The organism is Fibrella aestuarina BUZ 2 (assembly GCF_000331105.1).
GTDB lineage: Bacteria > Bacteroidota > Bacteroidia > Cytophagales > Spirosomataceae > Fibrella > Fibrella aestuarina.
Genome location: NC_020054.1, coordinates 1,619,761 through 1,632,275 on the forward strand (window position 1 = coordinate 1,619,761; position 12,515 = coordinate 1,632,275).

General features: G+C 58.9%; 8 protein-coding genes. 3 read left to right on the top strand and 5 right to left on the bottom strand.

Annotated features, from left to right (window positions below):
* Nucleotides 1-8: 8 nt before the first annotated feature.
* On the bottom strand, nucleotides 9-2,126 hold the full coding sequence (locus tag FAES_RS06575; RefSeq protein ID WP_015330420.1) for a S46 family peptidase: 2,118 nt from the start codon (nucleotides 2,124-2,126) through the stop codon (nucleotides 9-11).
* A gap of 179 nt (nucleotides 2,127-2,305) precedes the next feature.
* Here FAES_RS06575 and FAES_RS06580 point away from each other — a divergent pair, with 179 nt between their 5' ends.
* On the top strand, nucleotides 2,306-2,821 hold the full coding sequence (locus tag FAES_RS06580) for a hypothetical protein (RefSeq protein WP_015330421.1): 516 nt from the start codon (nucleotides 2,306-2,308) through the stop codon (nucleotides 2,819-2,821).
* Between the two features lie 53 nt (nucleotides 2,822-2,874).
* The gene (locus FAES_RS06585) at nucleotides 2,875-4,323 is read left to right on the top strand and encodes a dihydrolipoyl dehydrogenase family protein (RefSeq protein WP_015330422.1); all 1,449 of its coding nucleotides are present in this window, start codon (nucleotides 2,875-2,877) and stop codon (nucleotides 4,321-4,323) included.
* On the opposite strand, the gene FAES_RS06590 is transcribed toward FAES_RS06585, so the two are convergent.
* From FAES_RS06590 to FAES_RS06605, 4 genes are all read right to left on the bottom strand, one after another.
* The gene (locus FAES_RS06590) at nucleotides 4,317-4,850 is read right to left on the bottom strand and encodes a DinB family protein (RefSeq protein WP_015330423.1); all 534 of its coding nucleotides are present in this window, start codon (nucleotides 4,848-4,850) and stop codon (nucleotides 4,317-4,319) included. The two genes, FAES_RS06585 and FAES_RS06590, sit on opposite strands and share 7 nt — an antisense overlap.
* 50 nt (nucleotides 4,851-4,900) lie before the next feature.
* Complete coding sequence (locus FAES_RS06595) at nucleotides 4,901-6,451, bottom strand: serine hydrolase (RefSeq protein WP_015330424.1); 1,551 nt, start codon at nucleotides 6,449-6,451, stop codon at nucleotides 4,901-4,903.
* A gap of 95 nt (nucleotides 6,452-6,546) precedes the next feature.
* Nucleotides 6,547-7,845, bottom strand: coding sequence for a lytic transglycosylase domain-containing protein (locus FAES_RS06600; RefSeq protein ID WP_015330425.1), 1,299 nt, complete (start codon nucleotides 7,843-7,845; stop codon nucleotides 6,547-6,549).
* Between the two features lie 111 nt (nucleotides 7,846-7,956).
* Nucleotides 7,957-8,583, bottom strand: coding sequence for a DUF6134 family protein (locus FAES_RS06605; RefSeq protein WP_015330426.1), 627 nt, complete (start codon nucleotides 8,581-8,583; stop codon nucleotides 7,957-7,959).
* Between the two features lie 105 nt (nucleotides 8,584-8,688).
* Here FAES_RS06605 and FAES_RS28860 point away from each other — a divergent pair, with 105 nt between their 5' ends.
* Nucleotides 8,689-12,438, top strand: coding sequence for a GEVED domain-containing protein (locus FAES_RS28860; protein WP_015330427.1), 3,750 nt, complete (start codon nucleotides 8,689-8,691; stop codon nucleotides 12,436-12,438).
* The last annotated feature ends 77 nt before the right edge of the window (nucleotides 12,439-12,515 follow it).

The window sequence follows — 12,515 nt, forward strand, 5'->3', positions numbered from 1 at the left end:
CCCCATGCTTACTTACCCGTCAATTCCAGCAGCAGGCGGTCGGCTTTGTAGATATAGCGTAAGGCGGCTACAATGCCTCCGGCGTGGACAGAAACCGCCCGGTTGAGGTCGGGCACGAAGATAAAGGAGCCAGGCAGGCTTTCCATATTCCCGTCGAAAACCAGCCCTACCGCTTCCCGGTTTTTGTTGATCATCGGGCTGCCCGAGTTGCCACCGATGATGTCGTTGGTTGAAATAAAGCACATGGGCTGCTTCAGAAGCTCGGCGGGTGGGTTCATCCAGCGGGCGGGCAGGTTCCAGGGGGCTTTGTTGCGGAACGAGTAGTTGCGGTCATACAGCCCGGCGAAGGTGGTCATGATGGGGGCCTGCGTGCCGTTGTACGGATATCCTTTCACCACGCCATCGTTGATCCGCAGCGAGAAGGTCGCATCGGGCGGAATTGTGGTGCCATAGGTATCGAACAACGCTCGGCCCAGCTGGCTGCGGAGCACCTGATCGCGGGTGTTGAGGTCGCGGACCAGGCTGTTGGCCACCAGAAACCGCTGACCGCCAATTCGCCCCAGCGCCAGCAGCGGGTCGGTTGATTGGGTGATAGCTTTGGCATCGCCGCCCAGCAACTTCTCCACCACGTCGCGCTTGGTCAACTGCGTGTTGGTCAGCAGGTACGTGGCGGCTTCGGCCGGGGTACGTGTCTTGCCATCCGGGCCGGTAAGCGCGGCCTTAACGTACGGATCGTCATTGCTGAGGGCGGCTTGCGCTTCGGTCAGGTGGGCTGCCAGATAAGCCGTTTCGAGGGCGCGACTCTTCGGGCGGGGCAGTTCGTCGATTAGCCCCCGGGCTTGCTCCATCACCTGCGGGTTGAACGACGCTGCTTCGGCAATCAGCCCCAACGTCATGGCAAAGGTGGCCGTCTCGCCCAACGACAGCGGGTTGGGGGCCAGGTAGGCGTAGTCGTTGAAGCTCTGGCGTAGCTTGGCCACGTCGGTAGCAAGGGCATCCCAGGTATCGGTGGGTAGCCCTTTCTTGGCCGCGTCGGCTTTGAACTGTTTCTCAAAGGCGGCTTTACGCGCGAGCAGATACGGATCGCGCAGGCCGTCGAGCTGCCCTTTGCTGGCTTTGTAGCTGTTCTCCAGGTTGAAGATTTCGTTCAGGATGCTGTCGCTCTTGACTGTTGCGTTGTAGGCTTGCAGGGCGTTGGAGCGGTTGCGCAGCAGGGTGAGCATCTGGGGCAGGCGCAGGTCGCGGTCCAGCTCGAGTTCGGCCACGGTTTTGAGCCGTTCGGTGCTGCCGGGGTTACCCGTAACAAACGTGGGCTCGCCCTCCCGAATGCCGTTGGGGTTAAATTTGAAAAAGTGCGTTGTCTTTAGTGGTTTTCCCCCGTCGTAGACCCGGAAAAACGAGCAGTCGAGGGCGTAGCGTGGGTACGTGAAATTGTCGGGGTCGCCGCCAAAAAAGCCCAGTTGCAGTTCGGGCATAAACACCAGCCGCACGTCGGTGTAGCGTTTGAAGCCGTAAAGTGAATAACGCCCGCCATCGTAAAACGTAATCGTCTGGAGTTCGAGCCCTTTCCAGCCGGGTTTCTGCGTGTATTCGGCTTTGAGCTCGTCGAGGGCTTTTTCGCGGGCCTGTAACTGTGCCTGATTGTCGGTGCCCGCCGCCGAAATGGCATCCTGCACCCGTTTGGTTATGTCTTCCAGCTTCACGAGCTGATCGACAAACAGCCCCTCGACGCGGCGCTCCTCGGCGGGTGTTTTGGCAAAAAAGCCGGTGGCGTTGAGGTCTTCGCCTTTGCGGGCCACCCCCGTTCCCGACTCGCGGGCGCAGTGGTGGTTGGTCATCACTAGCCCGTTGGCCGACACAAACGAGGCCGAGCAATAATCGGCAAAGCGCAATGACGCCAGCCGAACTTCCTCAAACCATTTTTCGTCGGGGGTGAAGCCATACGTTTTCTTGAAATAGTCGGCGGGTGGGGTGTCGAAGGTCCACATCTTCCCCATGTCGTATTGGCCGGCTTTTACCGTATCGGCGTTGATGGGGGCGGTTTGTGCCGATGCCACAAGGGTCGTGAAAAGGCAGAAAAAGCTCGTCGCAACGATACCCTTTTGGATACAAAACTGATTACGCATGACTTATTGGTGATTGGTGGGCTAAACCTACTACTTTTAGGTACAAAAATTGCTGCGTAGCAGGCTTACGCCGTTCCGTACATTTGTGTGTGAAGAACCAACAAATCACGTAGCTTCGCTATGAAATTTGCCCGTTTCGGCATCTTCTTTATTTACCAGCGCACCTCAACCCTGGACCGATGAAAAGCTTGACATCTCCCCAACTTGCTCAACTCAGGACGCACCTGCAACGGTCAGGGGCCACACCGAGGCAAACCAGCGTTTTATTGCCATTGCTCGCTCAGGAAGTCGAGCATTATATGTGGATCGGCCTGCCGTTTGAATCAGCACTGCATAAGGTGCAGCTCGAGGCTGATCATAACCCCGTGACGTACCTGCGCCACAAGCATCAGGATGCCCTGGTAATGACCGATGAAGACCTCGATCAGATGACTCTGGACGATATTGTTTTTGCCGATCGCAACCAGGCGTATGGTGCCTACGATCTGCGCCGGGCCTACAACCGCGCCCTGATCAATGCCTTCGTGATGTCGATCGGTATTGTATTGCTGGTGCTGTCGGCCATGAACGCCTGGCAGCGGGGCGAGTGGGTATATGTGAGCTGGGGCGGGCTGGCCTGGGTAGCGGGTATTCTGCTGGTGGCGTTTGCGGGCTTCCGCTTTTACGTCGAAAACCTTAGCCAGCGGGAGGACTAGCCGCACTCGTTTTGGTTATAGTAGACAGGAGCCGAAAGGCACCCTACTAGACCATGCAAACACACTACGATATTTTAATTATTGGGGCCGGTTCGGCCGGGTTGGGCGTCAGCATCGCCATGCGCCGACTAGGCTTTTCGGTCTTGCTCATCGAGCGCGACGAACACCGTGTCGGGGGCGACTGCCTCAACGACGGTTGCGTACCCAGCAAGGCACTTATTCACGTAAGTCGACAGGTGCATCAGGCCAAGCGGGCGACCGCCTTCGGGATCACTACGGGTGATTCGGTAGATCTGGCAAAGGTGATGGCCTACGTGCGCGAGAAGCAGGACGTGATTCGGGTCCACGAAAACGCGGCCTACCTGCGGGCCACCGAACACCTCGATGTCGCGATTGGGACGGCGCGTTTTCTGGACAACGAAACCATCGAGATCAACGGGCAGTCGGTGACGGCCAAAAATATCGTCCTCTGCACGGGCTCCAAACCGCAACCGCTTGAGGCCGCTGGCGTGGAGCAGGTCGATGTGCAGACGCACCAGACCATTTTCGGCCTGACTACGCTGCCCAGTCGACTGTTGGTCGTTGGGGCGGGGCCAAACGGAATCGAGATGGCGCAGGCTTTTGCCCGGCTGGGTAGCGACGTGACCGTGGTCGGGCGCGAAGAACGGATTCTGAGCAAAGAACCACCGCCTGCCTCGGCCCTGTTGCAGCAACGCCTTGAGCAGGAAGGTATCACGTTTCACCTCAACAGCCGTGTTACCGCCTTCACCGATGCCCATACGGCCCAGATTGAGGGGCCTGACAAACAGCGAATCGAGCAGTCGTTTGACGTGGTGCTGGCCACCATCGGGCGCACGTTTGACCATTCGGCGCTTAACTTACCAGCGGCGGGTATCGATGTGGACGAGAAGGGCCGGATTGTGATCAACGATCTGTTGCAAACGACCAACCCCCACGTGTTTGTAGCAGGCGATGCAGCGGCCGCTGCGCCAGCCGGCGAGCGGTATTTTTCGCACGGTGCCGAGGTGCACGCCTCGCTGCTGGTGAGCAATTTCATCACGCCGGTATTTGACAAAAAGCTCAGCTACGACCATTTTTCGTGGGTTACTTTCACCGACCCAGAAGTAGCCACGTTTGGCCTTCTGGCCGAACAACTCACCCAACGCGGTATCGACTTCGACACCATCGAGTATGATTTTGGCAAAGATGACCGCGCCGTAGTAGAAGACTACGAATACGCCCGCATGTGGCTGCTGGTTGAACCGGCGGGCCTGAATCCCTTCAGCCGGAAAGTGCTGGGCGGCACGGTGGTCGCACCCAACGCGGGCGAGCTGATTCAGGAACTGATTCTGGCCAACCAGCAGGGCCTTCCGATCAGCGCGTTTTTCAACAAAATTTACCCGTACCCAACGGCCAGCCGGGTCAATAAGTCGGTGTGGGTGGATACCATCTCCGATAACCTGCCCGATGCCCTCAAGAAAGCCCTGAAGTGGGTTTACTGAACCAACGCAGGCAAGTAACGCTCGCGGAAAACGGCGATGTGGTTAGCCTCGTGGCCGGGTAGTATGTAAGCCAGCGCCCGTACGCTCATGGGGCCGTTACTGGCCGTGCCGATGCGGTCAAAAGCCGCGTCGGGGAAGCTGGTGAGCAGGGTAAGCGTGGCCGCCCTGACGGCATCGTACTCCGCCCAGATGTCGGCCAACGATCGGGCATCGGCGCCCGACTCCGGTACGTAGTCGTTCTGATCGAAGCCGGGCAGGGGCGTTTGATCGCCGCGCCCGATGCGCAGTGCCCGGTAAGCGAATATCCGCTCCGTATCGATGATGTGCACCAACGCTTCTTTGATGCTCCATTTACCCAGTGCGTAGCGGAACAGCGCCTGCTCGTCGGAGAGCGGCGCCAAGAGGGCTTTCAGCGTGGTGGGTTGCTCCCGCAGCAACACAAGCGGGTCGGCGCCTTCGGGAATGAGGTTGATGTAGGTGCCGTAATACGGGCTGTGTTCGGCAGCGGCCGGGCGTGAGAGTGGCATGGGTGAATCGGTTGGTTCAGTTGGCCCGACGGATAGACTCGTTAGGTACGTTATCGGGTAAACGAATAGGCGTCGTATTCGACAAAATCACTCGCTTTAAGGTCGAAACCGGTCGCTTTGCCATCGGTGATAGTGAAGGTCAGTGGGAAGATGCCAAAGGCCTGATTGCTGTACCGGAGCCGGAAGGTCTGTCCATCCATGTAGTCGAGCTGGGCAGTCAGGCCGGGGTGATGCGCAAACGACATCCGCAACCCCGTCTCGACCGCTCTGATCGTAACGGTGCCGTACAACTCGTTGGTGAACGTACCCACATAGGCCGCAATCGGGAGAGGGAGTGGACTGCGCTTCAGCACACGGGCCTGCATATCAGCCAGTTGTTTGGTCTGTTGCGCCTGCTCGGCCCGGGCGTCTTTCAGTAAAAATGCGCTTCGGTTGGTGTACGGTACGCCCAGATAGGCGTCGAGCAGTTGGTAACGCAGGGCTTCAAAAAAGCTTTGGTTGTCGTTGTTGGTCAGGATCGTGATCGCCAGTTTCTCTTCGGGCACAAAGCAGGTGTTGGTGACGAAACCAAAGGCCCCGCCCGTGTGCCAGTAAATTTGCCGACCAGCGTAGTCGGCCTGAAAAACGCCTAACCCATAGGCCTGAAAGTGCATCGGCAGCCAGCTCGATTTGCGGGTGCTCACCAGGGTCGTACCCGTGCGGGTACGTTGCACCACGGCCCAGGGTACAATTTGTTTTCCCTCGAAACGGCCACTGTCAAGCTGCATCATAAGCCAGTGGCTGAGGTCTTTCACGCACGAGACCATGCTACCCGCCGGGCCAAGGTTATCGACCTGATCGTAGGGCAGGCGTTGCAACGAGCCGAAATTACTAGTGTAGGGGCGGGCTACGTTGGGTCGGCTTTCGGCGCCCTGCGTAAGCATGTACGTGTTGGTCATGCCCAACGGACGCACGAGGGTCTGCTCAACGTATTGTTCCCACGATTGCCCGGTTGCCTTCGGGATCAGCTCGCCCGCCGTCAGGAAACCCGAGTTACAATAGCCATAATCCTGCCGAAACTGGCCCGGTGGTTTGAGCAGCCGCATCCGGCGGATGATTTCGGCACGGGGTAGGTCGGTGTCCCAGAAGGTGAAGTCGCCCTGAAAGGTCTTGGTGCCGAGGTGGTGGCTGAGCAAGTCACGCACCGTCACGAGTTGCGTGGCGGCCGGATCATACAGCTGGAAATCGGGCAGGTGTTTCGTGACCTTGTCGCTGAGCGAAAGCTTCTTTTGCGCGTCGAGGTTGGCGATGGCGGTGCCGGTGAACAGTTTGGTGTTGGACGCAATCAGGAAAAGCGTGTTTTCGTCGACCGGCTCTTTGCCCCCAATTTCCCGCACGCCATACCCTTTGGAAACCACTACTTTCCCATCTTTCACGATGGCAATAGCCAGGCCCGGAATTTGCCAGTCGGCCATACCGCGGCGGATGTAGGTATCGAGGCTGTCACGCACGAAAGCGTTGCCGCTGGGGCGGCTTTGAGCCAGGGCTGGGTACATTGCCGATGCGGCAAAGGCGGTCAGGAACGTACCTGTGTAAAGCAGGAAGCGGGTTGAGAAGCGCATAAGGTCACAAGCTGAAAAGCGGGATCAAGATACCAAACAAAAAGGAGGTGCGCGGCTTACCCCGGCACCCCCTCTACAGAAAAAACGATAAAGGCTTATAACTTTTGCCAGGCCAATTGCCAGCCGTTGGCCATTTCTTCGCGCAGTGGCATCTGTACGCCGGGTTTATTACCCTGCCCAACCGCAATGAGTTTGATCGGCAGTGTCTCGCGTGTTTGCGACGACATCACGCGGTCGGCCCGCAGGTAGATCCGCCCCGAAGTGGGTTCGATGAGCTCGATGAACGCGTAGACCAGATCACCAATTTGCAGGGTCTGCCCGTCGATGGTCTGCGCTGAGGTCACCTCAAACACATACATCTGCCCCTCGCGCACTTTGTCCTGGCTAAAGCTGCGCGTTTGTACGGCAGGCCAGCGGTGTGGCGCCAGCGATGGCTCCGAGGCGACGATCTTGGCGGCGGCTACCGGCGTCGTCGCCGGGCGGGCCGTTACTTTCCGACTGGTGCCTGGGGTAACGACGGGCGCAGCCGACGACGCCTCGGTTGGGCGATCATCGTTGCTCAATAACACCGTTGAGTTGGCCAGTGCCGACGACGACATTTCGGCAACGCGTTCACTGACAACTTCGGGGTGAGGCGTCTCCAGTGCCGACAGGATGTTGGTGCGCTCACTGGGCGAGAGAACCTCCGTGTGCTGGCTGAGGGCCAGCACCGTCTGGCTGTTCAGCAGGTAATCGTAGGCGGCCGGGCGGGTGAGCAGTTCCTTATAAGCCAGTGCCTGATACACGTATTGCTGGGTCTCGGCTTTGGCAAAGGGCAACATCAGCGGGTGCTCGGCCGGGTATTGCTTCGTGAGTTGGGCAACGTAGGACGGACCCGCGTTGTAGGCCGACGCGGCCAGCATCCACGAGCCGGTTTGGCGATAAAGCGCCCAGAGGTACTGGCAGGCCGCGTGTGTGGCCTTGCGGATGTCGTAGCGCTCGTCGTTCCGGCGCCTGACGCTCAGCCCCATTTTGCGGGCCGTTTGCGGCATCAGCTGCCACAGGCCCGCTGCCCCCTTGCGCGAGAGGGCGTGGGTTTCGAGTTCACTTTCAACCAGCGCCAGGTATTTCAGGTCTTTGGGAATCCCGTACTGCTCCAGAATCGGTTCGATAATCGGGAAAATCGCCGCTGCCTGCCGTTGAATCGCCAGCAGATCGTCGGTAGACCGGGCGCGCCGGACGATGGTCCGTTGCCAGCGCTGCGATACGGTGGGTAGATAGGTTGGGAGTTGTTCGCCGCAGAACCGGATGTCGTCATCGGCGGGCGAAACGGCCCTGACGGGTGGTGATGCCTGAACGACCGGGCTCTGAAAAAGCCCCAGACCGGCAGCGGTGGCCAGTAACAAATGTTTCATCTATGGGTAAGGCCCGAAGGCAGAAAATGGAACTACAAGCCTGACAAACCTGCCCGATGCAGGCCATTGACTATCGTCCTGATTTTCGCCTCGTTCGCTCCCTCGCCCGGCTCAGTCCAATAGCCGAATCACAAAGTTTTTCAACGCGTTTTTCTTAATCACTTTCACCAGCCGACCCTGCTCGTACACATACTCATCCTCACGATCGGCCAACTGGGCGCGATAACTGGACCGGGGGGTGGTGGTCAGGGTAAAATAATCGCCAAAGTACTCGGCGTAAGCCCGTTGATGGCTGGTTGGTTCGCTAAAGTAGAGCATAGAAACGGTAAAGTCAATCTTGCGCGTTTCGGTGGCCCGGCGGCTGTATTTATACTGATCGGCCCGTATATCATAATGTGTGCCAGTCCATTCGGTGAGCGAACTGAAATCGCCCTTGTTGGTGTGGGCCTCCACCGTCGAACGGAGCAGCTGCCCGTTTTTCATGAGGCTGACAACCTTGTAATACACCTTGAGCTTGTACACAAGGAAATTCACCTGAACGTCACTTATTTGTATGAACATAACTTCATTATTGGCACGACTTTCGCGACTAGCGGTCATGGTACCAATGCGCGCACCAGCCACTTCGATTGCATAATGATGCGTTTCGGATAACGACTGAGCCACGGATAGAGAAGTAACCAGTAAGAGGATTGTGAGGGCTAATAGTTTACGAGCAGCCTTTTTCGTATTAATCATTAGTGTATAATTGGTGGTTTTTACTTAGTAATCGAACTGCGCGGGTAGCTGTATTGGTGTCCCAAAGTACGCGTTCCCTGACCCCTCTCTGTGTTTACGTACACTATGATCCAACGCTATCGATTTGTCGTCTATGTGTTTTTTTTCATTGCCTGGCTGCCAACAAACGCTCAGAAAAAGACACCGCTTCTCCGCTGTGCTGCCCCCGACTTAACCGATGCTCAGGTGCACCGGCTCGATCGGGAAGCCCAACTTGCCTTATCGCTCAAACAGGCCTCCGGCGCCTTCGCCAGTCTGACCTACGTACCCATTCGGCCGCATATTTTCCGGAGTCTGCTCGGCTTGGGGGGGATCGACCTGCCTAAGCTGAACCGCGTGCTGGCGGCTACGAACCGCTACTACATGCTTAATGGCACCGGCATTCAGTTCTATTTTGCCGGGGCCACACCCGATTATATCGATAACGATCTGTACAACCTGCTGTTTACGGTCGGTCTGGAAGATCTTATCATAGGTAACCGCGACGCGAGCAACGCCATGAACCTGTATATGGTCAATGGGTTCGATGACAACACACTGGGGGGGTATGCTTATTTTCCGGCCAATGTTCTCTCCTCGACCCGGGCTATTATCCTGAATGAAGTCGATGAATTTGATCTGGGTAACCGGCTGCTACCGCATGAGATCGGGCATAATTTCAATCTGTTACACACGCATCAGGGCAGCACCGGCGCAACCCCCGAACTCGTCACGCGGGGCGCCGGTGCCAACTGCATGACGGCCGGCGATCTGGTCTGCGACACCCCCGCCGACCCGTATGGCCGACCGGGTGCATCGGTCGTGAACGTGAATGGCTGCCCACAGTACAACGGCACGGCTACCGACCCGCAGGGCGCAACCTACAACCCGTCGATCACCAACCTGATGTCGTACTACTTTCCCTGCACCCATGAGTTTACGCCGGGGCAGTTCGATCGGCTGGCGGCGGGGCTGGCGTTGCGCCAAAGCCACTCGGCCTACTCGCTGTCATACCCGCCCACGGCGGTGGCCGCACCGGTGAATCTGTCGGCGGTTCTGGCGGCCAACGCCAAAACGGTTTCGCTCAGCTGGCAGGACATGGCCAACAACGAAATGGGCTTTTTCGTCGAACGATCAACCAACCCCACTAATGCCTTCGTGGCTGTTGGGGGGACCGGCCCCAACCAGACGACGTTCGTGGATGCCAGCGTGCAGAGCAACGTGACGTACTACTACCGAATCCGGCCATCCAACACAACCACCGGTAGCCTGAGCCCGGTCGTGCCGGTCGATGTGCCGGTTTGCCGCCCGACCTATTCGGCCTCGTGCAACTCGACCAACGGGCTGGCGCGGGTAATGGTGAACGGGGTGGCGTTGAGTACGGGATCGGGCTGCGCCGTATCGGGTTACTCAACCACTACGGCCGTTACCACCACGGTAGGAGCGGGGCAAACCATTCCGGTGTCGGCCTCACTGCTCAACGCCGGTACGTCGTTGTTCGCCGCTGTCTGGGTCGACCTGAACCGAAACGGGGTTTACGAATCGACCGAGCGGCTGGCCAGCCGTTCCACAGCGAGCACAAGCCCGCTCGCCCTGAGTCTCACGCTGCCCGTTGGTCTGGCTTCAGGCGTGTTGCCCATGCGGTTGGTAACCGCCACAAACGTGACGCCGGGCGATCCTTGTGGCGGCTATGCCGGCGGCGAAACCGAAGATTATGTGCTGACGGTCGGAACGGTGGTCAATTGCCCAACGCCGACTGCCCTGACGGCTACCAACGTAGCGAGCACGTCGGCCCTGATCAACTGGTCGGCGGCGAGCGGCCCAACGGGCTTTGGCGTCCAATATCGGCCGTCGGGGTTCAGCAACTGGACGGTTGTGAACGTACCCAGCGCGCCCTACGCGCTCACGGGGCTCGCAGCGGGGGGGAGCTACGAATGGCAGGTATTGAGCGTGTGTGGTACGGCGGGTAGTTCGCCCTTGTCGCCCGTATCGTCGTTGAGTACGCCCTGCGCTGTACCCACAAGCCTGACCACCACGGCCATTTCTGGCAATTCGGCGCAGCTGAACTGGGGCAACATGAACACCAGCTATCGATTGCAATGGCGGCCAGCCGATAACCCAACCTGGGCGACGGTGCCGACCGTAACGGGAACGACGTTTGCCATGACGAGTCTTTCCCTGACAACGGCCTACCAGTGGCAGGTTGCGGCGGTTTGTCCGTCTGGCGTCGTGTCGGCGTTTACGAACCCCGTGAGTTTTACCACAACCGACAGGCTGGTGTATTGCCAGCCGCCCGCCAGTAGCTGCGACGATGGCGACGGGCTGGCGAGTTTTCGGCTTGGGTCTGTCAACCTGAGCAGCGGATCGGGCTGCTCGGCGGGCGGGTACCAGTCGTTTACGGCGGTGTCGGCCAATTTGCTACCGGGCCAACCTTATGCGTTCACGGCCACATTGCTGAGCGATAGCTGGCCCGAGGGACTGGCGATCTGGGTCGACCTGAACCGGAACGGAACGCTGGAACCCGCCGAACGACTCTATGCGTCGCCGGGAACAGCCACGGGCAGCCTGCTGGGTACGTTGACGCTGCCCGCCGGAACAGCCTCCGGGCGGTACCTGCTGCGGGCCCGGGTGAGTTTCGACAACGTCACGGCGGATCCTTGTGGTTTTGTTGAATTTGGCGAAACGGAAGACTATAGCATTAACGTCTGCTCACCCCCAACGGCTACGCTGACGGGGTCACAAACCCTGACGAGCGGTCAGGCAGCCACCCTCACGGCCCAACTGACGGGGAGTGCGCCGTGGTCATTGACGGTGTCGAGCGGCGCTGCGTTTACCAGCGTCGTGGCGTCTCCTTTTACGTTTACGGTCAGCCCGGCGGTGTCGACGACCTACACGCTGAGCCGTGTGACGAATGCCTGTGGCGTAGGTACGGTTGATGGGGTTGCGGCGGTGACGGTTGTGGCCCCGCCCGTGCTGATGACCGACCTGGCCTTGGCGATGACCACCAACAGCCGGATCATCCGAACCGGTGATACGTGTGTGCTGACCGTGGTGGTGAGTAACGAAGGCCCCCGGTCGGCCAGTGCAATTTGGGCGACGAGCCTACTGCCACCGCACATGGTTTTTGTGGGCAGTACGCAGGCCGCCGTCACTAGTAGCAGCGGTGCCGTGTCGATTGCGGTGGGTACGTTGCAGCCAGACGAGTCAGGTACGTTCTCCTTCAGTGTGCGGGTGACCGATCCGGGGACGTATCGCCTGGCCGCCCAACTAACCGCCGCGAGCTTGCCCGATCCCGATAGTTACCTGAATTCAGGTACGTCGGACGGCGACGATGACATGGCGCTGGTGGATCTGCGCACGAGCGAGGCGGGAGATTCGGTCTATGTATCGCCAAACCCAAACCCGCGTCCGCTGCCCGTTGTGCAGGGCAATCAACCAACGCCACCGGCAACCGAAGCCGACCTGAGCCTGGCGCTGTGGGCCAGTAATCGGGTGCCGATAAGTGGTTCGGTACTGAGCCTGTCGGTGGCCGTAACGAACCGGGGTGGATTGGTTGCTACCAACGTAGTCGTGCAACTGACCCTGCCGGCTGGCTGGAGCGTGACCAATGGGGCGGGTTTGTCGGTAGCTGGGCCACTCGTTACGGTACCGATAGCCAGTATTGCCGTTGGGCAGTTTGTCCGAGCGGGGATACCGGTTCTGGTCAGCGGCACGGGCGAACAGGTGGTGACGGCCGTTATTACGGCGGCTACCCAGCCCGATACCGATTCGCCACACACCAATGCCTACGGACAGGGCGAAGACGATGAGGCAAGTCTAAATGTACGAGTGCAGTAGGGTAAAGGAGCAAAGGGCGGTAGGTAGGGGTAGTAAAGAAGTATGGGGCTTCCTTCTTCCTCTTACTGCCTCCCTTT